Annotated in this window: 23 protein-coding genes; 7 read left to right on the forward strand and 16 right to left on the reverse strand. The window is 64.7% G+C overall.

Annotated features, from left to right (window positions below):
• Window positions 1–61: 61 nt before the first annotated feature.
• Complete coding sequence (locus IF803_RS13350; RefSeq protein ID WP_461192430.1) at window positions 62–856, forward strand: SDR family oxidoreductase; 795 nt, start codon at window positions 62–64, stop codon at window positions 854–856.
• 33 nt (window positions 857–889) lie between these two features.
• Here the strand turns inward: IF803_RS13350 and IF803_RS13355 are convergent, their stop codons facing one another.
• Window positions 890–1,504, reverse strand: a complete 615-nt coding sequence (locus tag IF803_RS13355; RefSeq protein WP_461192431.1) for a TetR family transcriptional regulator — start codon at window positions 1,502–1,504, stop codon at window positions 890–892.
• 91 nt (window positions 1,505–1,595) lie between these two features.
• Between IF803_RS13355 and IF803_RS13360 the strand changes: the two genes are divergently transcribed.
• Window positions 1,596–3,140 (forward strand): 4-hydroxyphenylacetate 3-hydroxylase family protein, encoded by a 1,545-nt coding sequence (locus IF803_RS13360; RefSeq protein WP_461192432.1) that lies wholly within the window; start codon window positions 1,596–1,598, stop codon window positions 3,138–3,140.
• Window positions 3,141–3,385: 245 nt separating this feature from the next.
• Here the strand turns inward: IF803_RS13360 and mdlC are convergent, their stop codons facing one another.
• Window positions 3,386–5,026: a benzoylformate decarboxylase gene (gene mdlC / locus IF803_RS13365; protein WP_461192468.1), complete on the reverse strand. Its 1,641-nt coding sequence runs from the start codon at window positions 5,024–5,026 to the stop codon at window positions 3,386–3,388.
• 280 nt (window positions 5,027–5,306) lie between these two features.
• On the opposite strand from mdlC, the gene IF803_RS13370 reads away from it, so the two are divergent.
• Entirely contained in the window at window positions 5,307–5,555 is a 249-nt protein-coding gene (locus tag IF803_RS13370; protein ID WP_461192433.1) for a PepSY domain-containing protein, read from the forward strand.
• Window positions 5,556–5,678: 123 nt separating this feature from the next.
• Here IF803_RS13370 and IF803_RS13375 read toward each other — a convergent pair whose 3' ends face one another.
• From IF803_RS13375 to IF803_RS13390, 4 genes are all read right to left on the reverse strand, one after another.
• Window positions 5,679–6,041: a DUF930 domain-containing protein gene (locus IF803_RS13375; protein ID WP_461192434.1), complete on the reverse strand. Its 363-nt coding sequence runs from the start codon at window positions 6,039–6,041 to the stop codon at window positions 5,679–5,681.
• A gap of 344 nt (window positions 6,042–6,385) precedes the next feature.
• Window positions 6,386–7,273, reverse strand: coding sequence for a BJP family subclass B3 metallo-beta-lactamase (gene blaBJP, locus IF803_RS13380; protein ID WP_461192435.1), 888 nt, complete (start codon window positions 7,271–7,273; stop codon window positions 6,386–6,388).
• Between the two features lie 128 nt (window positions 7,274–7,401).
• On the reverse strand, window positions 7,402–7,785 hold the full coding sequence (locus IF803_RS13385; protein WP_283069021.1) for a tautomerase family protein: 384 nt from the start codon (window positions 7,783–7,785) through the stop codon (window positions 7,402–7,404).
• A 98-nt stretch (window positions 7,786–7,883) separates the two neighbouring features.
• On the reverse strand, window positions 7,884–8,390 hold the full coding sequence (locus IF803_RS13390; protein WP_461192436.1) for a winged helix-turn-helix transcriptional regulator: 507 nt from the start codon (window positions 8,388–8,390) through the stop codon (window positions 7,884–7,886).
• Window positions 8,391–8,504: 114 nt separating this feature from the next.
• On the opposite strand from IF803_RS13390, the gene IF803_RS13395 reads away from it, so the two are divergent.
• Window positions 8,505–9,104, forward strand: a complete 600-nt coding sequence (locus tag IF803_RS13395; protein WP_461192437.1) for a VOC family protein — start codon at window positions 8,505–8,507, stop codon at window positions 9,102–9,104.
• 120 nt (window positions 9,105–9,224) lie between these two features.
• Here the strand turns inward: IF803_RS13395 and IF803_RS13400 are convergent, their stop codons facing one another.
• From IF803_RS13400 to IF803_RS13425, 6 genes are all read right to left on the reverse strand, one after another.
• Window positions 9,225–9,413, reverse strand: coding sequence for a Rossmann-fold NAD(P)-binding domain-containing protein (locus IF803_RS13400; protein WP_038386258.1), 189 nt, complete (start codon window positions 9,411–9,413; stop codon window positions 9,225–9,227).
• Window positions 9,414–9,760: 347 nt separating this feature from the next.
• Entirely contained in the window at window positions 9,761–10,651 is an 891-nt protein-coding gene (locus IF803_RS13405; protein ID WP_461192438.1) for an MBL fold metallo-hydrolase, read from the reverse strand.
• Window positions 10,652–10,746: 95 nt separating this feature from the next.
• Complete coding sequence (hisC, locus tag IF803_RS13410) at window positions 10,747–11,799, reverse strand: histidinol-phosphate transaminase (RefSeq protein WP_461192439.1); 1,053 nt, start codon at window positions 11,797–11,799, stop codon at window positions 10,747–10,749.
• A 103-nt stretch (window positions 11,800–11,902) separates the two neighbouring features.
• Window positions 11,903–12,757: an HTD2 family dehydratase gene (locus tag IF803_RS13415; RefSeq protein ID WP_304496760.1), complete on the reverse strand. Its 855-nt coding sequence runs from the start codon at window positions 12,755–12,757 to the stop codon at window positions 11,903–11,905.
• Window positions 12,758–12,999: 242 nt separating this feature from the next.
• Complete coding sequence (locus tag IF803_RS13420) at window positions 13,000–14,097, reverse strand: CaiB/BaiF CoA transferase family protein (RefSeq protein WP_461192440.1); 1,098 nt, start codon at window positions 14,095–14,097, stop codon at window positions 13,000–13,002.
• Window positions 14,098–14,108: 11 nt separating this feature from the next.
• On the reverse strand, window positions 14,109–15,278 hold the full coding sequence (locus IF803_RS13425) for an acyl-CoA dehydrogenase family protein (protein WP_461192441.1): 1,170 nt from the start codon (window positions 15,276–15,278) through the stop codon (window positions 14,109–14,111).
• 200 nt (window positions 15,279–15,478) lie between these two features.
• Between IF803_RS13425 and IF803_RS13430 the strand changes: the two genes are divergently transcribed.
• Window positions 15,479–16,402 carry a LysR substrate-binding domain-containing protein gene (locus IF803_RS13430; protein WP_028334965.1) on the forward strand — a complete coding sequence of 308 codons (924 nt, stop codon included), beginning with the start codon at window positions 15,479–15,481 and terminating at the stop codon, window positions 16,400–16,402.
• 13 nt (window positions 16,403–16,415) lie between these two features.
• Here the strand turns inward: IF803_RS13430 and IF803_RS13435 are convergent, their stop codons facing one another.
• Window positions 16,416–17,009: a thiamine pyrophosphate-dependent enzyme gene (locus IF803_RS13435; protein WP_461192442.1), complete on the reverse strand. Its 594-nt coding sequence runs from the start codon at window positions 17,007–17,009 to the stop codon at window positions 16,416–16,418.
• Window positions 17,009–17,569, reverse strand: coding sequence for a thiamine pyrophosphate-binding protein (locus tag IF803_RS13440; protein WP_155258630.1), 561 nt, complete (start codon window positions 17,567–17,569; stop codon window positions 17,009–17,011). The genes IF803_RS13435 and IF803_RS13440 overlap by 1 nt, the downstream gene beginning before the upstream one ends.
• A gap of 366 nt (window positions 17,570–17,935) precedes the next feature.
• On the opposite strand from IF803_RS13440, the gene IF803_RS13445 reads away from it, so the two are divergent.
• Both IF803_RS13445 and IF803_RS13450 read left to right on the forward strand, forming a co-directional pair.
• Window positions 17,936–19,654, forward strand: a complete 1,719-nt coding sequence (locus tag IF803_RS13445; protein WP_461192443.1) for an adenylate/guanylate cyclase domain-containing protein — start codon at window positions 17,936–17,938, stop codon at window positions 19,652–19,654.
• A 177-nt stretch (window positions 19,655–19,831) separates the two neighbouring features.
• Entirely contained in the window at window positions 19,832–20,785 is a 954-nt protein-coding gene (locus tag IF803_RS13450) for an ABC transporter substrate-binding protein (protein WP_461192469.1), read from the forward strand.
• An 83-nt stretch (window positions 20,786–20,868) separates the two neighbouring features.
• On the opposite strand, the gene IF803_RS13455 is transcribed toward IF803_RS13450, so the two are convergent.
• Both IF803_RS13455 and IF803_RS13460 read right to left on the reverse strand, forming a co-directional pair.
• Window positions 20,869–21,672: an isocitrate lyase/PEP mutase family protein gene (locus IF803_RS13455; protein ID WP_461192444.1), complete on the reverse strand. Its 804-nt coding sequence runs from the start codon at window positions 21,670–21,672 to the stop codon at window positions 20,869–20,871.
• A gap of 69 nt (window positions 21,673–21,741) precedes the next feature.
• On the reverse strand, window positions 21,742–22,635 hold the full coding sequence (locus IF803_RS13460; protein WP_461192445.1) for an alpha/beta fold hydrolase: 894 nt from the start codon (window positions 22,633–22,635) through the stop codon (window positions 21,742–21,744).
• Window positions 22,636–22,673: the final 38 nt, after the last annotated feature.

The raw sequence follows: 22,673 nt of genomic DNA on the forward strand, positions 1-22,673 counted from the left end.
GACACGCAGGAGCGAGTGGGTAAAGCGACAGTGTGCAAGCAAAGATATCGGGAGGATGGCCATGCAGGTGGCAGGTAAGGTTGTGGTGGTCACCGGCGGTGGCAATGGCATCGGCAAGGCGTTGTGCGAGGCATTCCACGCCGCGGGCGCATCGAAGGTCGTGGTCGTCGACCTCGATCACGGCGCGGCCGAGAAGATCGCGGCCACGGTCGGCGGCGCCGCCTTCAAATGCGACGTCGGGCAGGAGAAGAACATCCTGCACGTGATCGAAGAGACCGAGCGCATGTTCGGCCCGATCGCGCTGTTCTGCTCCAACGCCGGCATCGGCGGCGGCTTCGATCCGTTGTCGGTGAACGCCGGCGGCACCTCGGACGAGCCGTGGTCGCGGAGCTGGGCGATCCATGTGATGGCGCATGTCTATGCGGCGCGGCATCTGGTGCCGCGCATGAAGACGCGCGGCGGCGGCTACTTCCTCAACACGATCTCGGCCGCCGGCCTCTTGTCGCAGGTCGGCAGCCCGGCCTATTCGACCACCAAGCACGCCGCGGTCGGCTTTGCGGAAAACCTCGCGATCTCGCACCGCGCCGACAACATCAAGGTCTCGATCCTCTGCCCGCAGGGCGTCGACACCAACATGCTGCGCTCGATCCCGAAGGGCCCGCAATCCGGCGACGGCGATCTTTCCGCCGAGCAGGTCGCGCAGGATGCGCTGAGGGGTATCGAGCAGGAGACCTTCCTGATCCTGCCGCACCCGCAGGTGCTCGGCTACATGCGCAAGAAGACCGAGAATTACGACCGCTGGATCGGCGGCATGGCCAAGATCCAGGCCAAGATGCGGGAAGCGCACGGGAAGTGAGACCGGCCCGGATGAAGCGAAGCGTAATCCGGGTCACTCCCTGGCGAGTTGTGCGATCCTGTCGCGCAGATAGGCGTCCATCAGATCGGGCGCCGACGCGCCGAACATCCTGATGCGGCCGGTGTGCAGCAACAGCAGCAGGCCGGTCGCATGCGCGAAGCAGTCGACCATCACGGTGTTCGCCTTCTGCCTCGACGCGCCGAGCGCTTCAGCGGCTTCGGCGATCGGATGCAGTGCCGCCTCCAGTGCGGCGTTCAGCGCGTGGTCGCGGTCATGGCCGAGCCCGGCCGGCTTCATGCCGCCGCGGAACAGGTAGAAGCCGAGATCGAGGTCGCGCGGGTGCTCCGCATAATAGCGGAAGAAGCCCATGCCTGCGGCGTGCAGCTTCTGCTTGGCGCCGCGTGTCGTCGCGACCGCCGCGCTGACGGCTTCGCCGAGCGAGGCCAGCGATTGCCGCAGCACCTCGGCATAGATCGCTTCCTTGGAATCGAAATGGAAATACAGCGCTGCCGGCGTGTAGCCGGCCCGCGTCGCGATCGCCCGCAGGCTCGCGCCCTCGAGGCCTTCCTCCGCGAACACGCTGCGCGCCGCGTCGAGGATCAGCTCCCGCTTGTGGCGGCTGACCGCTTCCTTCCTGCTCTCGCGCATCTGCATGGCCCGGCGAATCCGTTCTTGACTCAATTCTAACAGCGTTAGATAATTTAACAACGTTAGAATAAATGAGCAAGGGAGAAGCGCCATGCTGATGACGGCTGCGGACTACCGGGAATCCCTGCGCCGCTACAAGCCGCGTGTGTTCGTCAACGGCGCGGCCGTTGCGAGCGTGGCGGACGAGCCGTTGCTGGCGCCCGGCGTGGCGGGCGTCGGCGTGACCTATGATTTCGCGCTGCAGCCCGAGCACGTGCCGATCATGACGGCGCGGCAGGGTACCTCGGGCAAGACCGTCAACCGCATGCTCCACATCAATCAGAGCTCGCAGGACCTGCTCGACAAGCTCGAGGCGGTGCGGCTGGTGTGCAGGACGTCGGGCTGCGCGCAGCGCTACCTGACCCATGATGCGCTGAACGGTCTCTATCAAGCGACCAGGCTGACCGACGATCGCCACGGCACCGATTACAGCCAGCGCTTCCTCAATTATCTGCACGAGGTGCAGGACCAGGATCTGACGCTCGGCATCGCCATGACCGATGCCAAGGGCGACCGCTCGAAGCGTCCTGGCCTGCAGGCCAATGCGGACGTCTACGTCCATATCAAGGAGTGCCGCCCCGACGGCATCGTGATCCGCGGCACCAAGGCGATCGTGACCGGCGCGCCCTACATGCACGAATTCCTTGTCATGCCGTGCCGCACCCATGTGCCCGCCGACAAGGATTTCGCGGTCTGTTGCGCCGTGCCGGTCGATGCGCCCGGCGTCACCATCGTCGCGCGCCCGGCCGGCCGGGCTGGCGATGCCGCGGCGAAATTTTCCGCCAAGTACGGCCAGTCGGTCGGCGTCGTGATGTTCGACGACGTGTTCGTGCCGCATGACCGCGTGTTCCTCGCCGGCGAGACCGAGGAGGGCGGCTTCCTCACCACGTCCTACGCCACGCACCACCGCCACTCCTGCATCGGCGCCCGTGCCGGCTTCGGCGATCTCTTGATCGGCGCCGGCGCGCTGATGATCGAGGCCAACGGACTCGATGCCGAGAAGCACGCGCATATCCGCGAGGCGATGGTCGAGCTGATCACCATTACCGAAAGCTTTTACGCCTGCGGCGTCGCCTCCTCGGTCTACTGCACGAAGGACCCGGCGGGCTCGGTGATGCCGGATGCGGTGTTCTCCAACATCGGCAAGCTGCTGCTGGCGACCAAGATCTACGACATGCACCGCGTCGCGCATTACGTCTCCGGCGGGCTGATCGTCGCGCTGCCGGGTCCCGACGAGGACCACAATCCGGAAACGCGCGCGTCGCTGGCCGCTGTCATGGGCGGACGTCCCGATATCCCGGCCGATCAGCGCGCCGAGGTGGCGCGGCTGATCGAGGACCTCACCGTCTCGCACGAGGCCGGCTGGTATTCGGTGATCTCGTTGCACGGCGGCGGCTCACCGGAGGCGATGAAGCGCGAGATCTGGCGCAACTATCCGGTGATGGAGAAGGCCGAGCTGGTCGAGAATTTGCTCGGCCGCGGCCTTGTCGACCAGGGACAGCGGGTATCGAAGCAGCCCGGACGCTGCTGCGCCACCGGCTGCGAGGTGCCGACGCCGTCGGCGGCGCTGGAGCAGGAGTCCGATCTTGTCAGGTGAGCACGCTCATCAGGCTCCCTCCCCCCTTGCGGGGGAGGGCTGGGGAGAGGGGTAAGCCCCGGGCGAGATGGTTGAAGTGAGTCTCGCTTTCGCAACTTCGACCGCGTTATGCTGAGACTCGTGTTGAGAGAGCGAGCCGTGCGGCACCCCTCTCCCTAACCCTCCCCCGCAAGGGGGGAGGGAACCCTACCGCCGGTGGCTTCCTCACTACGTGTGCCGAAGGTCCGGCACGATCGGCCCGATCTTCACGCCTTCTGCGCGTAAAGCAGCGGCACCGCGGAATCCACCATCACCTCGATCAGGCTGGTGCCTTGGTGCGAGAGGGCGCGTTTGTAGGCGCCGGCGAGCTCGGCTGATTTCGTCACCCGCACGGCGTCGCAGCCCATGCCTTCGGCGAGCTTGACGAAATCGATGCCGGGCAAATCGAGGCCCGGCACGTTGCGCACCTGCATCACCTGGCTGAACGAGCGCATCGCGCCATAGCCGGAATTGTTGAGCACGACGACCGTCAGCGGCAGCTTGCGCTGCGCCGATGTCCACAGCGCCTGGATCGAATACATCGCCGAGCCGTCGCCGATCAGGCAAACCGTGCGTCCCTGACGTCGACCGAGCGCCATGCCGACCGCGGCCGGCAGGCTGTAGCCGAGGCCGCCGCTCGCCATGGTGTAAAAGCTGTCCTGGCCGTGCATCGGCATCGCCTTCTGCATCAGCGGGCGGTGCGACGGTATTTCCTCGACCAGCGCATCGTGGGGGCCCATCGCGGCCGAGAGCGCATGCAGCGCATATTCGGCGGGGATCGGGTCGCCGGCGGCTGGCGCCGGCGGCAGGACACGGCCGGCCGGCGCGGTGCGCCTGGTCTCGGGCAGCATCTCGGGCAGCATCTCGAGCAGCGCCGTCAGCGCGGGCTTCATGGTCGCGACGATGCTGTGGCCGGTCGGTGTCATCGCGGCGGCATCCGGATCGTCGGTGATCTGGAAGATCGTGGTCGAACCGTCGAAGATCGCGGCATGGCCCTCGACATGGAAAGTGAAGACCGGCGCGCCGACCACGACGACAAGATCGTGATCGCGCAGTGCGTCGGAGAGCTGGCCCGGCGCGGCATGCAGGAAGCCGGCGAACTGCGGATGCCGCTCGGGGAACGAGCAGCGCGCCGAGAACGGGCTGGCCCAGACCGCGGCCTTCGACTTCTCGGCGACGTCGACCATGAGGTCGACCGCCTCGGCACGATCGACGGCCGGGCCGACGACGAGGGCAGGGCGCTTGGCTTCGCCGAGCGCGGCCACCAGCGCCTGCATCGCCGACAGATCGGGGCCGATCTCGCGGCTGACCTGGCGCGCGTCGAGCGGCTGCGTCGCATGCGCCCAGTCGTCGATCGGCACCGAGACGAAGGTCGGCCCGCAGGGCGGCTGCATCGCGACATAATAGGCGCGCGCGATCGCGGCGGGTACGTCTTCGGCGCGCGCCGGCTCGACCGCGAATTTCACGTAAGGCCTAGGGAATTCGGAGGCCCGCTCGGCATAGAGGAAGGCCTGCAGCGGCATGATCGAGCGCGCCTGCTGGCCCGCGGTGATCACCAGCGGGGTCTGGTTGCGATAGGCGTTGTAGATGTTGCCGAGCGCGTTGCCGACGCCGGCCGCCGAATGCAGATTGACGAACCCGGCATTGCGCGTCGCCAGCGCATAGCCGTCGGCCATGCCGACGACGGAAGCTTCCTGCAGGCCGAGCACGTAGTCGATGTCGTCGGGCCAGTCGCTCAGGAACGGCAGCTCGGTCGAGCCGGGATTGCCGAACACTTTCTTAATGCCCCACGCGCGGAGCAAGCCGAATGTGGCGTCCTTGACGGTGACGGTCTTGCCTTTGCTGGCGGCGGGTTTGCGCGACGACATCATTGAACCCCGGGAGTTGGTGACACGTTCGTTACGGGCAACGGAGACGTCCAACGAGCGCGTCTTGGATCGTCTGATCGTTCTAGGATACGGTTCGGACGCTGTCCAATCGAGCACCAGCCGACGTCATGCTCCAAGGTGAGGCGTGCCGAGCGTCTTGAGCCTGCGCCGGAATATTCCGCTTTTGACCTATGCCCTGCAACCCCACCAGCCGGTCGGCGTTGAGGTGTGGCACGAGTTCCGGCCGCGGATAAGAGATGGTCAAGCGAAGGAGGCACGCATGAAGACGATACTCGTTTTGTTCCTTGCTGTTCTGTCCACTTCAGCGCTCGCCGACGTTCCGGGCGCGGACTGGCTCACCAAGCAACAGATCGTCGATCGGCTCCATAGTCTGGGCTACACGAACATCACGGATCTGGAGGCTGACGACGGCCATTGGGAAGGCGATGCAGTGAAGGATGGGAAGACGTACGAGTTGCACATCGACCCGCACACCGGACAGTTGACCAAGAACGAGCCAAAGGATTGATATCCGCCGCCTTCGCGCCTGCTCGTGGCCGCGCTGCGCGGTGAGATGGCTGCATGCGATCCGCCGGCTGCACCGGAAGCGGAGATGAAGGCTGCGCCTGTTGAAACGTTCCGCTCGCTCAGACTAGCGCCAAAGGCCCAGCGACGCCCATTTCGACGTCGGAATCGCCTCACCGACTTTGTATTGCAGGCTGGTCACATGCAGGTGGTCGGGAGTGCCCTTGCAGGTATAGCTCAACGAGAACCACTGGCCTTTGCTCCGGAACGCGCCGCCTTTTGCGATCACCGTATCGCCATGGCGCGACGGGCTGGAGGTGACGTCGGACTTTGCCCTGTCGGCCTGTCGCCCGGTATCGCGGTTGATGTCGGACATGACGGCATAGTCGCAGACTTGCTCAAGCCTTGTTGCCGGCTCGACGTGACGCAGGCTGTCGAGAAAGCGCTGGTCCTGTGCGCAGGCGGGAACGGAGAGCACGAGCAGCGACACCAGAAGTAGCAGTCTCAACAGGCGCCTCATCGAGAAGGTAGGTGAGCAGGACCCTGCCATATACAGAAGCGGCGCAGTCTTCAATCCACGAATTCGTGCTCCAAGCCACATTGGAAAAGCAATCCACCTGTCGATGGATTGCCTGACGGTGTGGCCGCAGCAACGGCTGAAAATCGTATCGGCGGCTGTTCCACGTCATCCCCGCGCAAAGGCTGCGCCTTTGTCGCTGGAGGTGCGAGCGGAGCGAGCCTCGAAGGATGCGTGGCCACAAACCGGGCCGTCGATCCTTCGAGACGCCGCTTCGCGGCTCCTCAGGATGACGGTATGACCTTTCGCTGTGATACCTAATTCGACTTCTGCAGCGCCGCCGTCTGCTTGGCGAACTGCTTGTCGAAATCCTGCTCCAGCCCCGCCACATAGGTCGCGTTTTCACCCGGCTTGACGAACGGGTTCGGCGCGCCGTCCTTCATCTGCGCCCGCTTGGCCTGCATGTCGTAGACCTCCGGATGCGGCCCGAGCAGCACGTCGACCTTCATCGCCTTGACCTTGGTGAAGGTCGAGCGGTAGTCGTCGACGATGCCGGGATAGGTCGGACGGCCGACCAGCCGGTTCAGCGCCACCGTTCCGCTGCAGAAGAACAGCACGTTGTGCGCCTGGCTGCCGTCCTTGACCGTCATCTCCCAGCTGGTGCAGCCGGGCGAATGGCCGGGGGTGGTGTGCGCCGTGAGCGTGACGTCGCCGAGCGTCACCTTGTCGCCTTCCTTGACGGTGCGATCGACTTTCACAGGCGTAAAGGCGAGATCGGCGTTGTTCTCGTCGCCCGGATAGTAACCGCCCTCGAGCAGCGGCTTGTCACGCTCGCCGGCGATCAGTTGTGCGCCGGTCTCCTTCTTGATCTCGGCAAAGCCGCCGGTGTGATCGAGATGGGCGTGGGTGTTGAGGATGATCTTGATGTCGCCCTCCTTGAAGCCGAGCTTGGCGATGTTGTCCTTGATCATGCCGGTCGACTGCTGCATCGCCGTGTCCATCAGGATCAACCCCTGCGACGTCTTGATGACGTAGACCGCGATCCCGTCAGTGCCCACATAGTAGATATTGTCGATGAGCTGGAACGGTTCGAACGGCGCGGTCCATTTCTTCATGACAACAGCCATGAAGTCCTTGAGCGTCTGTGCCTGCGCACCGGTTGCGATCAGCGTGAGCGCGCACAGCGCGGCTGCGATCGTCCTCATGGTTGTCTCCCTGTTTGTTGTTGTTCGTGCACGGGCGGGACTATGCGTGCTGGTGACGCCGACCGCAAGCTGCGGACGGCAAGCCGCCGGGCAGGCGGCCGTCCGTCCGGCGCATTCCTGTTCTGCGTTCAGCTCGCGTATTGGGCGATGCCGTGGCCGAACGACCAGTTCTCCTTGGCGACCTCGACGAGGTTGATGACAACATCGTCCGGCCGACCCTGCAGCTGGCTCTGATAGTCGTCCACGATCCGCTTGTAGAACGCCTTCTTCATCTCGACGGTGCGCCCGGCATTCATGGTGATCTGGATGAAGACGAGATCGTCGCTGTAGGTATTGCCGAGATAGTTGTCGGCGTAGTTCAGATCGCCACGGTCGTGCTCGGTGATGACCTGAAACTTGTCGTTCTCGGGGACGTTGATCACCTCGCGCATCGCCTTGTAGACGATCTCGCCCAGCGTCTTGCGATATTCGGCGGACTTGCCGCGCTTCAGGTCGATGCGAACGAATGGCATGGTGGTCTCCTGTGTTGTGCGAGGCTCCGCCCCGCGTGATCGGGATGTGCGACAGCGCGAACGGGCATTGTCCGCTTGCGCCGGCGCGGTCGTTGCGTTCAGCGGGTCGCCTTGAAGGCCTCCCAGCGCGCATCGCGCTCTCTCTGATATTTCGGCGTTCGCTCCGCCACCATGTCCGCCCAATGCAGCGGCTTGCCGCAGGACTGGCAGACCGGACCGAGCCCCGCCGGCTTGCCGCAGCTGAGGTGCGTATAGTTCATGGAAAGACCGTCCCTGGGTGACTTGCACCAGGTCTCGCCCCAGGCGCGCAGCGCGAACATCACGGGGAAGAACGCCGCGCCCTTCTCCGTCAGATGATATTCGTGGCGCAACGGACGCCTGTTGTAGACGCGCCGCGTCACCAGTCCGTCCGCCTCCAGCTTCTTCAGCCGTGCCGTGAGCATCTGCGGGGTCGCGCCGGTATAGGCCTGAATCTCTTCGAAGCGATAGTTGCGCGCGAACAGCTCGCGCAGCACCAGCACGGTCCAGCGATCGCCCACCGCGGTCTCCGCGCGCGCCACCGGACACAGCGTTTGGTCAGCAGGATTGCCCTTTGGCCTTGCCATCACGTTTTCTTCATCCGGCATTGTTGCTATGATTTTCATAGCAATATGCGCTATCGTCAACGTGGGTGCAACGGGCGTTTCCGGCCCGGTCCCTCACATTTCAAGGAGCGCGCCATGAGCACCGAAAGCAGGAAACCGGGTATCGACATGAAGCTCGAGGTCGTGGTGATTCCCGTGTCCGATGTCGACCGGGCCAAGCGCTTCTATGAAGATCTCGGCTGGCGGCTCGACGCCGATTTCGTCAGGACGGACGGGTCCCGGGCGCTGCAGCTGACGCCGCCGGGCTCGCCGACCTCGATCCATCTCGACAAGGGATCCGCGCTGCCGCGCTTCCTGATCGTGAACGACATCGAGGCGGCGCGTGCCGACCTGATCGCGCGTGGCGTCGATGTCAGCGAGGTGTTTCATCGCGGGGCGGCGGGCCGCATCAAGGGACCCGATCCGGAGCGGCCGAGCTATGGTTCGCTCGCCACCTTCAACGATCCCGACGGCAATGTCTGGCTGCTGCAGCAGGTCACGCAGCGTCTGCCCGGTCGCGTCGACGGAAACAGCACGACTTTCGCTTCATCCGCTGATCTTGCCGCGGCGCTCCGGCGCGCGGCAGCCGCGCATGGCGAGCACGAGAAGCGAACCGGCGGCCACGATGCGAACTGGCCGGACTGGTACGCCGACTACATCGTGCGCGAGCAGGCCGGCAAACCGCTGCCGGAGTGAGCGATCAAACAGGAGTATCCGTCATGGCGGCGCGATCGATCGCGCAGTTTCGCGAACGGACCGCCAAGCTCGGCGTCAAGGTTGCCGGGGACGTGGTGGACGCCGGCCGAATAGGCGGCGTCACGCCTTGAGGCAGGCGCCGCGCTCGGACAAAACCTTCTCGGCCTTCGGCGTCAGCTCGTAGAGGTCGCCGTCCTTGGCGACGTATCCCTCCCTGATCAGCCGGTCGACCTCGCCTTGCACGTCATCGGCGAAGGCAATGGATTGGGCGATGTCGCAGAGAACCGCGACCTGTTCGTCTCTAAGCATGGCGTCCTCCGTCAGGGCGGGGAACGCGCAAGCCGGGTTTCGGTTCCAATGGACTGGATGATACGCCCGGCCTTCACCTAAAGCGTGATGAGACCAGGTTCGGCTGGAACGGCGTCGAAGGTTCACCTCTCCTTTGGGAGAGGTCGATTTGCGCAGCAAATCGGGTGAGGGGATTACGGTCCATCGAGTGAACGAGAGCCCTCACCCGGATTGCACTGGACGATGCTGCGCATCGCCAGGCGCAATCCGACCTCTCCCCGACGGGGAGAGGTGAACCGAAATCGCGGCAAGCAGATTCAACCAAGAATCATCCTGCTCTAGTGAGCTGCGGCGCCGGGTGTTGCTGCTCACCGATGTTGGGCGTCGAACACCGGCGCATAGCCACCGCCGTCTCGACGAATATGGGCACAGCGCGGGCCGCGGAAGTGGGCGGGTATGACGAGCCGGCCACTGTCGGCGGCTTCTGCCAGGAACTTTGCGCGCGTCTCGCCCGCGAGCTGCGGGTCAGCACACGATGATGTCGACAGACCAGGCTGGAAGATCTGCACCGGGTTGTGCACGGCATCACCGCAAAAGATCGCGCGATGTTGTGCGTAGTCTACCATCAGCCCCATCTGGCCGCTGGTGTGGCCCGGCAGCGGGACCAGCCGCAGGCCCGGTCCCAACTGATGGCCGTCGTCGACCAGATCGACACGGCCAGCCTCGACGATCGGTATGACGCTCTGCTCCAGGGCGCGGGCGTGGATCGGCGGAGCACGCCCGGCATCATGCTGCGTCATCCAGTCCGCAAGCTCGCGGCGGCCGAACAAATAGCGCGCGTTGGGAAAGGTCGGCTGCCAGCGGCCGTTGTCCTGGCGCGTATTCCAGCCGACGTGATCGACATGCAGATGGGTGCAGAATACGACGTCGATGCCGGCCGGGTCGACGCCGCACGCGCGCAACCGATCGAGGAAGCCGCTGCCGCGCCGCCGATGCCAGGCCGGGATCTCGGGGATGTCCTTGTGCTCGCCGATGCAGGCGTCGATCAACAGCGTTTGGCCGCCGGTTCGCACCACAAAACTCTGGATCGCGTGTTTCGCGAGGCCTCGGGCGAGGTCGATGAACACCGGCTCCAGCGTGGTGCGATGCGCTTCGATCAGGCCGCGATCGTAGCCGGGCAGGAATTCGGCGAGCGGAAGGCCGAAATCGTCGTCGTCGACGATGACGTCGACGGTTGCGTCGCCGATCGCAAATCGCATGACCGCTCCTTCCCGGAGAACCGTGCCATCCTGTCGCGCGATCACTATGCAGGTTGGCGCCGTCGATCGCAAGTTGCGTCGTCGGTGAACGGCTATCAGACCATGCCGCGCAGCAGGCCGATCAGGCGGCCGCACTCATCGTCGGTGCCGACCGTGATGCGCAAAAAGTCCTCGATCCGCGGCTTCTGGAAATGCCGCACCAGAACGCCGCGTGCGCGCAGCTTCGCGGCGAGATCGGCGCCGCGATGGCTGGGATGGCGGGCGAACACGAAATTCGCCTGCGACGGCAGCACCTCGAAGCCCAGCTCAATGAGGCTGCGGACCAGCGCCTCTCTGCTCCGGATGATGCGTTGCCGCGTCTCCTCGAACCACGCCTCGTCCTCGATGGAGGCGACCGCGCCCGCGATCGCGAAGCAGTCCAGCGGATAGGAGTTGAAGCTGTCCTTCACCCGCTCCAGCGCCTCGATCAGCGGGCGCTGGCCGATCGCGAAGCCGACCCGCAAGCCGGCCAGCGCGCGCGATTTGGAGAGCGTCTGGATGACGAGCAGATTGTCGTGGCGCGCGACCAGCGGCACGGCGCTCTCGGCGCCGAAGTCGACATAGGCCTCGTCGACCACCACCAGCCGGTCGGGATTCTCGGCGAGCAGCGCCTCGATCGCGGAGCGCGGCAACGAGGTGCCGGTCGGTGCGTTGGGGTTGCACAGCAGGATGGCGCTGCCGGGCCGCCGGTAGTCGGCAAGCTGCACGCGCATCGCGGCGTCGAGCGGTACGGTCTCGTAGCTCACGCCATAGAGGCGGCAGTAGACCGGGTAGAAGCTGTAGGTGATGTCGGGAAACAGCAGCGGCGCATCGTGCTTGAGCAGCGCCGGGAAAGCGTGGGCCAGCACCTCGTCCGAGCCATTGCCGACGAACACCTCGTCCGCCGTGACGCCGTAGCGCCTCGCGATTGCCTCGCGCAGGGCGGTTGCACGGGGATCAGGGTAGAGCCGCAGGCGATCCGTTGTCGCTGTGATCGCCGCCACCGCGCGTGGCGACGGCGGGTAGGGATTTTCGTTGGTATTGAGCTTGATGAGGCCGTCGATCTTCGGCTGCTCGCCGGGCACGTAGGGCGACAGATTGTGGACGACCGAACTCCAGAAGCGACTCATGATCTACGATCCAGGGATGAACGCGATCACAATAGGGAATACGAGGCGCTGATGAAAGCGCCTCTTTATTCCCTCGCATTATGACATGCGTCATGCTCGCGCGTTACCAGGTCGCCGTGCCCTTCATGGTCGGCTGGCCCTCGGCATTCGCGGTCCACAGCTCCATGCCGCCGTCCTTGTCGCTGGCATTGATCGAGAACTCGCTGCCCTCGAACAGCGGCTGCACGCCGCGATAGGCGAGCTTCTTCGGCGGCTTGCCGCCGCGCAGTTTGGCGGCGAACTCGACGATGAAGGAAGCCTGCAGCGGGCCGTGGAAGATCAGGCCTGGATAGCCCTCGACCTTGGTGACATAGTCGCGGTCGTAATGGATGCGATGGCCGTTGAAGGTCAGCGCCGAGTACCGAAACAGCAGCACCGGGTCGGAGACGTGGCTCTCGCGATGCTGCGCGACCGGCGGAGGCGGCGGCGCCTTGGCCGGCGCTGCGCCTTGCGTGCTCGTCATCTCGCGATAGACGATGTCCTGCCGCTCGCGCACCGCAAGTCCGCGCGACGTCGTCACCTCGTGATTGACCGAGACGAAGCACAGCGTGCCGGTCGAGCCCGATTTGACCGTGACGTCGGCGATCTTCGAGGTGCGTTTGGCCTCATCGCCGATGCGCAAGCTGTCGAAGAATTCGAGCTCGCCGCCGGCCCACATCCGGCGCGGCAGCGGCACCGGCGGCAGGAAGCCGCCGCGCGTCGGGTGGCCGTCGGGGCCAAGCTGCGACATCGGAAACACCGGCTGCGCCAGGCACCAATGCGTGGTCCACGGCGCGGCGTCACCGGCCTTCGGCTCGCCGATCTCCTGGAACAGCGTCGCGCGCAGCCCCATCACGAGATATTTGGTGACGACGTCGGAGGCCTCCGTGCTGCGGCCGATCCACTGGCGGAGATGATCGAGGTCGAGTTTGTCGGTCATGAGGTTGTCTCCGGGAGGAGGTGAGTGCGATGATGCATGTTCAAATTGCTCGCGCGGCATGCAAGGTTCACCTCTCCCGCTTGCGGGGGAGGTCGGATTGCATCGAAGATGCAATCCGGGTGGGGGCTCTCTCCACTTGAAGAGTCCCTGTGAGGTGACACCCCCACCCCAACCCTCCCCCGCAAGCGGGAGAGGGGGCGCAGCTCGTTCGTGGTTGCGATCGCGCCTGATCTCATTGCAGCCTAACGTCTGGTGCGCTCGCCGATCGCGGGCACCTTGCCGTAGTGCCTGTTCTCGCCGACCACGATCGCGGCCGGCGCCGGATAGCTGACCTTGCCGTTCGGCGTGTCGACCTCGATGCGGCGCAGATGGGGATGTTTCGCGAGGTCGTCCATGCTGTTGACCTCGGCAAAGGCAATGTCGGCCTCGGCAAGCTTCGCCAGCAACTCCTCACGCGTCAGCTTGCCGAAGCTGTCGCTGACGATCTGGTCGGTGACGGCGCGGTTGCGCACGCGCTCGACCATATTGGCAAAGCGCGGATCGTCGGGCAGGCCGGGCTGGCCCAGCACCTTGGCGCAGAGCGTCTTCCACTCGCGCTCGCTCTGGATCGAGATCAGGATCTCCTTGCCGTCCTTCGAGCGGAACACGCCATAGGGCGCGATCGAGGGATGGGCGAGGCCGATCCGCTTCGGCGACTTGCCGTCCTCGGCATTGAGCAGCGGCACGGTGAGCCAGTCGGCCATCACGTCGAACATCGAGATCCGGATGTCCGCACCGTCTCCGGTGCGGCCGCGGCCGATCAGCGCCTCGAGGATCGCGGCGTGCGCGGTGGCACCGGTTGCAACGTCGACGATCGACATGCCGACGCGCGAGGCGCCCTCGGGGCCGCCGGTGATCGAGGCAAGGCCGCTCTCGGCCTGGATCAACAAGTCATAGGCCTTGCGGTCGGCATAGGGGCCGGTGTCGCCATAGCCCGTGATCGTGCACATGATCAGCTTCGGGTAATCCTTGCGCAGCCGTTCGCGCGAGAAGCCGAGCTTGTCCATCGAGCCTGGCTTGAGGTTCTGCAGCAGCACGTCGGCGCCCGCGATCAGCGCCTCGAGCTGCGCGCGGCCTTCCTTGGTGGCGAGGTCGACCACGGCGGAATCCTTGCCGCGGTTGAGCCAGACGAAATAGCTGCTCTGGCCTTTTGCCGCGGCGTCGTAGCCACGGGCGAAATCGCCCTCGGGCCGCTCGATCTTGATGACATGGGCGCCGGCGTCGGCGAGGCGTGACGAGCAGAACGGCGCGGCAACCGCCTGTTCGACGGCGATGACGGTCAATCCCTCAAGCGGCAGCATGTTCTGACAACTCAGTAGGAGCGGGGCATGCCGAGCACGTGCTCGGCGACGTAGGACAGGATCAGATTGGTCGAGATCGGCGCCACCTGGTAGAGCCGGGTCTCACGGAACTTGCGCTCGACGTCGTATTCCTCGGCGAAGCCGAAGCCGCCATGGGTTTGCACGCAGGCATTGGCGGCTTCCCAGGAGGCATCGGCCGCCAGCATCTTGGCCATGTTGGCCTCGGCGCCGCAGTCGAGCCCGGCCTCATATTTGCGGGTGGCTTCCTTCACCATCAATTCGGCCGCGCGCATCGAGGCGTAGGCCTTTGCGATCGGGAACTGGATGCCTTGATTCTGGCCGATCGGCCGGCCGAACACGCTGCGCTCCTTGGCGTAGTTGGTCGCCTTGGCGATGAACCATTTGGCATCGCCGACGCACTCGGCCGCGATCAGGATGCGCTCCGCATTCATGCCGGAGAGGATGTAGCGAAAGCCCTTGCCTTCCTCGCCGATCAGATTCTCCGCCGGCACCTTCATGTCGGTGAAGAACACTTCGGTGGTGGCGTGGTTCATCATGGTGCGGATCGGGCGGATCTCCAGCCCCTTGCCCTTCACCTCGCGCATGTCGACGATGAACACCGAGAGACCGTCGGTGCGCTTCTTCGACTGCTCCTTCGGCGTGGTGCGCGCCAGCAGGATCATCAGGTCGGAATATTCGGCGCGGCTGGTCCAGATCTTCTGGCCGTTGACGACGTAGTGGTCGCCCTCGCGGCGCGCGAAGGTTTTCAGCGACGACGTGTCGGTGCCGCTGGTCGGCTCGGTGACGCCGAACGCCTGCAACCGCAATTCGCCGGTCGCGACCTTCGGCAGATACTTGGCCTTCTGCGCGTCGTTGCCGTGCCGCAGCACGGTGCCCATCGTGTACATCTGGGCGTGGCAACCGCCGCCGTTGCAGCCGGCGCGCTGGATCTCTTCCAGGATCGCCGCCGCGGCCGACAGCTTCAGGCCGGCGCCGCCATATTCCTCGGGGATCAGGACCGAGAGATAGCCGGCCTCCGTCAGCGCATCGACGAACTCCTTCGGATAGGCCATCTGGCGATCGAGCTTGCGCCAGTATTCGCCGGGAAACTGCGCGCAGAGTTTTGCTACCGCGTCGCGGATGTCGGAATGGTCTTCGATGTTCTGATCGTGTGCGGTCATTGTTCTGTCTTGCCGAGAGGTTGCGCCAAAAGCGCGATGCGCTTTAGCTCGTTGTCTGAGCATGATCTCTTTCGGAAAACCGCTTCGCACTTTTCCGGATCATGCTCGTACGGACGAAACGCCCGCTGTTGTGGGGCCCCGGTAAACTCCCTATGCTGTTTTGTTATAGCGTATGAACCTGCCTTCCAGGATTGGCAAGTATGGATTTCCGCCAGCTTAGGACCTTTGCGTGCGTCGCGGAACTCGGGAGCCTGAGCAAGGCATCCGATACCTTGCGGGTCGCGCAGCCGGCGCTGAGCCGGCAGATCAAGCTGCTGGAACACGAGCTGCGCACCGAATTGTTCACGCGCAACGGCCGCGGCATGGTGCTGACCGACGCCGGCCGGCTGCTGCTGGCGCGCACCAGCGGTATCGTGCGGCAGATCGACCAGATCCGCGACGACATCCAGTCCGCCGGCGGCGCGCCGTCCGGGCGCGTCGTGCTCGGGCTGGTGCCGACGGTGAGCTGCGTGCTGTCGGCGCGGCTGGCGCGGCGCACGGTGGAGCGCTATCCCGGCATCTCGCTCTGCATCGTCGAGAGCTACAGCGGCCATCTGATCGAGTGGCTGCATCGCGGCGAGATGGACCTTGCCGTGATCTACGGGCCGTCGGTCGATCTGCATCTGGCGGTGCAGAGCCTCGGCCGCGACAGTATCGTCGCGGTCGGCCCGCGCGGCAGCGGGCTGAAGCCGAAGAAGCAGGTCGATTTCGGCTGGCTGATGCGCCAGCGCCTGGTGCTGCCAAGTCACTCGCACGGCCTCCGTGCGCTGCTCGAACATGCCGCGGCCAAGAAGAAGATCGATCTCGACGTCAAGCTCGAGGCGGATTCGTTTCGCGTGCTGACCAGCCTGGTCGAGGAGGGGCTCGGATATACCTTGCTGCCGCCGTCCTCGGTCCGTGCCGAGGTGGCGGAGGGCCGGCTCGAGACCGCCGCCATCGCGCGGCCGGCGCCGCGGCGCGAGCTGACCCTGGCCTCGCCGGTCGAGCATCCCGGCTCCAATGCGATGACGCTGATCGCGAAGCTGTTGCGCGACGAGGTCGCCGCGCTGCGCGCCGAGGGGCTCTGGGATATCCAGCTCGCCTGAGCGCGGCTTCGCATCAGCTCACCTTGAAGCCGAGATGGCCGCGGAAGCGGTTCTTCAAATAGGTGCCGTCGCGCGGCGGCAGCGCGCGCTCGACCTCGCCGGCGGCGATGCGAATGCGCGCCAGCCGCGGGCCGCCGCCGAGATCGCGCAGGCTGTTGCGGAAGTTCTCGATGCCGGCCATGTCGGCGATCTCGGAGACACTGCCGATGCCCGCGCCATCAGCGATCACTTCGAGCCTGGCGCCGAGGCCGGAGTGACTCGGCTGCATGCCGGTCTCGCCGAAATGGCCGTTGTCGAGCACCGCGATCGAGAGATTGCCGGGCTGCTTGGTCGCGATGGTCAGCAGGCTGCCGATCCCCATCAGCTGCTCGCCGTCGCCGGTGATCACGAGCACCGGGCGCTTCGGCTGCGCCAGCGCGAGACCGAGCCCGACCATCGCCGCGCCGCCCATCGCGCCCCACAGATAGAAATTGCCGGGATGCTCGCCGGCATCGAACAAATCGTAAGACGAGGAGCCGAGCCCGGAGATCACGAGCAGGTCGCCGCGCTCAGCGAGCAGCGCCTTCACGGCGGCGCGGCGATCGAGAGTGCCTGTTGATGCCGACATCAGTGCGTCTCCTTGGTCCACTTCTTGCGGCCGATCATCCGCTGCGAGATCAAGACCGCGACCTGCTGGTCGCCGTCATAGGCGAGCGAGGCGGCCGCCGAGATCACCTCCTCGGCATCATCAGGGTTCTCCAGCCGCAGCACGGTGGTGCCCATGATCTCGAACGCCTGCGGCGTCGCCCGGCCCATCGGGATCTGCCAGGGATTGAACTCGGCCCATTCGCCGCGCATGGTCACCAGCGTCAGCAGCGGGAAACGGCAGCTCGCCATCAGCGACAGCATGTTGACGCAATTGCCGACGCCGCTCGATTGCATCAACAGCACCGCGCGATCGCCGCCGAGCCAGGCGCCGGCCGCCATCGCCACGCCTTCTTCCTCGGTCGTCAGCACCGTGGTCTTGATGTCGGCATCCGCGTGCGACAGCTTGATCAGCTTGGAATGTCCCGCATCGGGGACGTAGGACACCTGCGCCACGCCGAAGCTCTTCAGCGTGCGGTAGATCGCAACCGGCCAGTCCCGGCTGGTCGCGCTGTCCTGGTGAAGGGCAATCTGGTCCATCATGGCCTCGGCGGTAGCGTTTTCGAACGAACCGGGTACCGGTTCGCGAAGAAAAGCGTCAATACAAGGGACGCGCATTGGCGCGTCCTCACACCGATAGGCTTAGGGCAGGCGGGGACTTAATTCTCTTCGCATCTGGCTCGCCCAGCTATGCCGGAATTCTATAGGGCCAAGGTTTTGCAGGGCCGACGCAAGCGCAATGGCGGCCGGATCCGACTGCGTCCTTTGGCCGGGTCGAACAACAGCCCCATTACGGCCTAAAACGGCTCATTATGCTAGAAGATGCCGGTTGGCGGCAGCGCCGGGGCTTCATTTTCAAGGCTTCATTTCGCATATCGATATATCCGTCGCATTTTCAGGGATCAGGGCATGATTGTCCGAGATCGGTTTCGCGGCCTCTTCCCAAAGTATTTTCTCGGACTGTTCCTGGCCGTCGCGCTTCCGCTCGTGATCAACGGGTCGATCGAAGCCTGGTTCGGTTACCGCGATCAGCGCGCAAGGCTGGACCAGTTGCTTGGTGTTCAGGCGACGTCCGCGGCCGCTGAAATTCATAACTTCATCTCCGACATCGCAAGCCAGCTTGGCTGGCTGGTCCAGCTTCCCTGGACCGACGAGGCCGATGAGGGGCGCCGAACCGATGCGTTGCGTCTGTTTCGTCAAGCGCCAGCCGTCGTCAGCCTGACACTGATCGACAACAATGGGTTGGAGCGTCTTTACGTCTCGCGGGTCGGCCTCAATCGAATCGAAAGTCGTACCGACCGATCGGCTGAACCTGCGCTCGTCGGCGCCCACGCGCGCCAGGTTTGGTTCAGCGATGTCAGCTACAACAGAGGCTCGGAACCGTATTTGACCATTGCGCTCGTGGGTAATCGGTCCGCGGTCGGCGCAGTCATCGCCGAAGTCAATCTCAAGCTGATCTGGGATGTCGTATCGGCGATCAAGGTGGGAGAGACCGGCCTCGCCTTCGTGCTGGACCGGCCGGGCCGTCTCATTGCCCATCCCGACATCAGCCTTGTGCTCCGCGGGCTGGAAGAAACAACCTCTCAGCCGTTTCGCACCATACGCGACGCGATCGGCCCGGGAGCGGGCTTTGCAACGGGTCGGGACGGACAGGGACGTCGGGTTGCTGCCCGCGCGGCTCCTGTGGCGGGTCCCGATTGGACCGTGGTGGTGGCGCAGCCGCTCTCCGAGGCTTACGCCCCGATCTATGCCGCGTTGCGACGGACCACAGTGCTTCTCGCGGGCAGCACCGTATTTGCAGGGCTGCTCGCCTATGCATTCGCGCACCGGATGACCGAGCCGATCAGGCTGCTCGAGGAGGGGACGGAGCGGATCGGCGCCGGGTCGTTCGAGCACCGCATTGCGATCCAGACCGGGGACGAATTTCAGCGTCTGGCAAACAGCTTCAACAGGATGGCCGGTGAGCTCGCGCTGGCGCAGCAGCACCAGGAGCGGATCGCGAAGCTCAAGCGGTTTCTCGCGCCTCAAGTCGCCGATCTCGTCGATCGTGCCGGCGATGACAGCGTGCTGGATGGCCGCCGCACCGACGTCGTCGTTGTGTTCTGTGACTTGCGCGGGTTCACCGCGTTTTCCGCAGGCGTCACTCCCGAGGAAGTCATGAGCGTGCTGTCCGAATATTACGAGGTTCTGGGCAGGGTCATTGCGCGGTTCGAAGCAACGCTCATCAGCTTCTCGGGAGACGGGCTGATGGTGCTGGTGAACGCACCCGTGCCGGTCGAGGAGCCGGCGCTGAGAGCCGTCGACCTTGCGAGCGAAATGCAGAAGCGCGTGCAAGGCTTGATCGGTGGCTGGCGGTCGCGGGGCTACCAGGTTGGCTTTGGAATAGGGCTTGCTAGTGGATCGGCAACGGTTGGGCGGATCGGCTACGATGACCGGCTCGATTACACGGCCATCGGCAGTGTCGTGAATCTCGCCGCCCGCCTGTGCGCATCTGCCGCAGATCGGGAAATCCTGATGGACGCAGGGACCGCCGCAAGCGTGAGAGGCAAGCGCTCCCTGGAGGATATCGGGAGTCGACAAATCAAGGGCTTCGATGACGCCATTCCGGTGTTCGGAATATCTTTTTGATGCGTTGGCCGATGCCGCGAGGAGCGGTTCGGTGCAGTCCATTGGCGACTGGTTTCGGATCGTGGGATATACTTTCGCCGACGGCGAATGCCAGCGGATCGATAGAGCATGAGTTGCGCTCACTCTCGTGCAGCAACATCGCACGGACGCGCCGGCCGGCGTGAGGTCCTGTTGTTGATGGCCGCCGCCGCGGCTTGGACCACATCCTCGCACGCGCAGAAGCCGTCGATGCCTGTGATCGGCTATCTTTGTCCGGAATCGCCGGAGTTGTTTGGCAGCCGGCTGAAGGCTTTCCACCAGGGACTTCGTGAAGCCGGCCTTGTCGAGGGCCGCGATGTCGCGATCGAGTATCGATGGGCCAATGGGCAATATGCCCAGTTGCCCGCACTGGCCGGCGAATTGATCGCGCGCAACGTCGATGTGGTGGTTGCGCCCGGCGGCGCGCCCGTCGCGCTTGCCGCCAAGGCTGCCGGCGTCACCAAGACAATTGTTTTCGAGATGGGCGGCGACCCGGTTCAGCTGGGTGTGGTGGACAGCCTGTCGCGGCCGGGTGGCAACATCACGGGAGTCTCGAGCCTGAGCGTCGACGTGTCGCCGAAGCGGCTCGAGTTGATGCACGAACTCCTGCCGGCGGCGACAACATTGGGAGTCGTGACCAACCCGACAAGTCCAACCGCCAGCTCACAACTGCAGAGGCTTCAGGCCGCTGCCGAAACTTTGGGGGTCCATCTGCAGATATTGCGGGCAAGCAAGGAGGAGGAGTTCGAATCCGTATTCTCTTCGGTCGCGAGAGAGTCGGCGAACGCGCTTGTATTCACCTCCGATCCCTATTTTGCATTTCGCAGCCGGCGCTTGGCCGATCTCGCGCTGAAGTATCGTGTGCCCGCAATCACGCAGACCCGGGATTTCCCGACGGCCGGAGGCTTGATGAGCTATGGCGGAGATTTCGTGCAGTCGCATCGACGCGCGGGCGTCTACGCCGGCCGGGTTCTGAAGGGTGAGAAGCCTGCTGATCTTCCGGTCCAGCTGGTCACCAAGGTCGAGTTCGTCATCAACCTGAAGACCGCCAAACTGCTCGGCCACGAGTTCTCTGCTTCAGTCGTCAGCGGCGCAGACGAAGTGATCGAGTGACTAATTCGTTCATGAACCCGGTGGTCCGGCCGGCGCGGACTGAATGGTCCGGCCGGACCGTGGCATCGCCTGCGCTCACGGGCTCAACCGTCGGGCTGTAGAAACGCGCCGTATTGCTTGCTCGCGGCGACCGTGGCTGCCGCCTGTCCGATGACACGCATTGCCGCCATCATCGGCCACGGCCCGAGGCTCACCCTGCGAACACCGGCACGGGCGAGTTCCGGGATTTCGGGCACGCCTTGCGTCACCATGATGTTGACGGGCAGCGGCGTCAGCTGGACGAGCCTCTCGATCAGCGCGAGGTCGGTGAGCCCCGGCACAAAAATTCCGTCGGCGCCGGCATCGGCATAGACCTTCGCACGCCTTGCCGCCTCATTCAGGCATTGCTCGGGCGAGCCGAACTTCAGCAGAAACGGATCGGTTCGCGCATTGATGAAGAGGTGAACGCCGAGTTGTTGCGCGGCGTCCCGCACCGCCCTGATCTTCGCGGCATGCTGCTCCGGAGTGGCGAGCTGCCGCTTTCCGCCAACAAGCCCGTCCTCGATATTGATGCCGATCGCGCCGGCCTTCAGGATCCTCGCCGCCGAATGCGCGGCAGCATCCGGAGTGTCGCCATATCCCGCCTCAAGATCGATCGACACCGGAACCGAGACCGACGCGGTCATCCGCGAGACCAGGCCTTCCACCATCTCGAGCGGGGCATTTTCGCCGTCGGCGTAGCCGAGCGCGGATGCGACCGCACCGCTGCTGGTCGCCACCGCCGGCGAGGCCTTCGCGATTGCCTTGGCGGTGGCGACGTCCCAGGCGTTGAACAGGACGAGCGGATCGTCCTGCTTGTGAAGTCGGTGAAACGCTTCGGCGTATTGCTGCTGTGTCGTGGCGTCCATGGCGCGCACTCCTTCTCAGGGAAATTGAAAGATCTTGACTGACGCGGCCGCTGCTCGCGGCGCGGGCGCTCAGTCGGCGGCTTGCGTGGTGAACCAGTCCATGATCAGGCCGGTGACCTCGGCCTCACGCTCGAGATGCGGGAAATGGCCGACATCGGGCAGGACGATGCGCTGATGTGGCCCCTTGAAGAGCGGCTCTTCCTTGATCGAATACCGCGCCGTCGGATCGTTGCCGCCATAGATCGTCAGCGTCGGCGTATGCATGTCGTTGATCGGCAGCCGGCCCGCAACGCCCGCATCGACCAGGCCGTTGTAGTATTTCAGCGCCGCCTTCATGGTGCCGGGAGAAGAGAGCGTCTGCTTGACCGAGCGGATATGCGCGTCGTTCTGCAGGGTCGGCGACCACAGCTTCCAAAGGTAGTCGACGAAGGGAAGTCCCTCGATGTTGACCGCCGAATGAGCGCCAGGCACCGTGAAGAAATAGACGTGAAAGACCGATCGAACGGCATCGGGATCGCTCCGGAGGCTCGGGATTGTGATCGGGTGCGCGGTGTTCATGACAACCGCGGCCTTGATCACCGACGGCGCCGTGGCCAGCGCCTGGAAGGTCGAGGTGCCGCCCCAATCCATGCCGACGACGTAGGCGCGTCCGTCGTCGCTCAGCGCCGCGATCAATGCTTCGAGATCCTGGCCCAGCGCGATCGGATCGAAAATGCCGTCGGCGGGAATCTCGGTCGGCGCATAGCCGCGCAGGAACGGTGCGACCGCGCGATATCCGGCATCCGCGAACACCTGCAGCTGCTTTCGGTACGACCAGGCGTTGTCGGGAAAGCCGTGCATGAACAGGACAAGCGGCCCGCTGCCCTGTTCGAGATAGGCAAACCGCACGCCGTTGGCCTGCACGTATTTCAGGGCGGGTTCGCTGCCGGATGTGTCAGGCGTTGCGGTGCTTCGGGTCGTCATCGCTGCTCTCCATTCTTGCCGTCGTTGCTGTCCCGGCT

Source organism: Bradyrhizobium sp. UFLA06-06 (genome assembly GCF_054820065.1).

Excerpts from the sequence above, each read along its gene's own strand:
- IF803_RS13385 (WP_283069021.1), bottom strand. The coding sequence starts at position 7,785 with ATGCCATTCGTTCGCATCGACCTGAAGCGCGGCAAGTCCGCCGAATAT.
- IF803_RS13405 (WP_461192438.1), bottom strand. The coding sequence starts at position 10,651 with ATGCGATTTGCGATCGGCGACGCAACCGTCGACGTCATCGTCGACGAC.
- hisC (WP_461192439.1), bottom strand. The coding sequence starts at position 11,799 with ATGAGTCGCTTCTGGAGTTCGGTCGTCCACAATCTGTCGCCCTACGTG.
- IF803_RS13440 (WP_155258630.1), bottom strand. The coding sequence starts at position 17,569 with ATGATGGACCAGATTGCCCTTCACCAGGACAGCGCGACCAGCCGGGAC.
- IF803_RS13420 (WP_461192440.1), bottom strand. The coding sequence starts at position 14,097 with ATGCTGCCGCTTGAGGGATTGACCGTCATCGCCGTCGAACAGGCGGTT.
- IF803_RS13450 (WP_461192469.1), top strand. The coding sequence starts at position 19,832 with ATGGCCGCCGCCGCGGCTTGGACCACATCCTCGCACGCGCAGAAGCCG.
- blaBJP (WP_461192435.1), bottom strand. The coding sequence starts at position 7,273 with ATGAGGACGATCGCAGCCGCGCTGTGCGCGCTCACGCTGATCGCAACC.
- mdlC (WP_461192468.1), bottom strand. The coding sequence starts at position 5,026 with ATGTCGTCGCGCAAACCCGCCGCCAGCAAAGGCAAGACCGTCACCGTC.
- IF803_RS13390 (WP_461192436.1), bottom strand. The coding sequence starts at position 8,390 with ATGGCAAGGCCAAAGGGCAATCCTGCTGACCAAACGCTGTGTCCGGTG.
- IF803_RS13355 (WP_461192431.1), bottom strand. The coding sequence starts at position 1,504 with ATGCGCGAGAGCAGGAAGGAAGCGGTCAGCCGCCACAAGCGGGAGCTG.
- IF803_RS13360 (WP_461192432.1), top strand. The coding sequence starts at position 1,596 with ATGCTGATGACGGCTGCGGACTACCGGGAATCCCTGCGCCGCTACAAG.
- IF803_RS13350 (WP_461192430.1), top strand. The coding sequence starts at position 62 with ATGCAGGTGGCAGGTAAGGTTGTGGTGGTCACCGGCGGTGGCAATGGC.
- IF803_RS13395 (WP_461192437.1), top strand. The coding sequence starts at position 8,505 with ATGAGCACCGAAAGCAGGAAACCGGGTATCGACATGAAGCTCGAGGTC.
- IF803_RS13435 (WP_461192442.1), bottom strand. The coding sequence starts at position 17,009 with ATGTCGGCATCAACAGGCACTCTCGATCGCCGCGCCGCCGTGAAGGCG.
- IF803_RS13370 (WP_461192433.1), top strand. The coding sequence starts at position 5,307 with ATGAAGACGATACTCGTTTTGTTCCTTGCTGTTCTGTCCACTTCAGCG.
- IF803_RS13400 (WP_038386258.1), bottom strand. The coding sequence starts at position 9,413 with ATGCTTAGAGACGAACAGGTCGCGGTTCTCTGCGACATCGCCCAATCC.
- IF803_RS13460 (WP_461192445.1), bottom strand. The coding sequence starts at position 22,635 with ATGACGACCCGAAGCACCGCAACGCCTGACACATCCGGCAGCGAACCC.
- IF803_RS13455 (WP_461192444.1), bottom strand. The coding sequence starts at position 21,672 with ATGGACGCCACGACACAGCAGCAATACGCCGAAGCGTTTCACCGACTT.
- IF803_RS13425 (WP_461192441.1), bottom strand. The coding sequence starts at position 15,278 with ATGACCGCACACGATCAGAACATCGAAGACCATTCCGACATCCGCGAC.
- IF803_RS13415 (WP_304496760.1), bottom strand. The coding sequence starts at position 12,757 with ATGACCGACAAACTCGACCTCGATCATCTCCGCCAGTGGATCGGCCGC.
- IF803_RS13445 (WP_461192443.1), top strand. The coding sequence starts at position 17,936 with ATGATTGTCCGAGATCGGTTTCGCGGCCTCTTCCCAAAGTATTTTCTC.
- IF803_RS13430 (WP_028334965.1), top strand. The coding sequence starts at position 15,479 with ATGGATTTCCGCCAGCTTAGGACCTTTGCGTGCGTCGCGGAACTCGGG.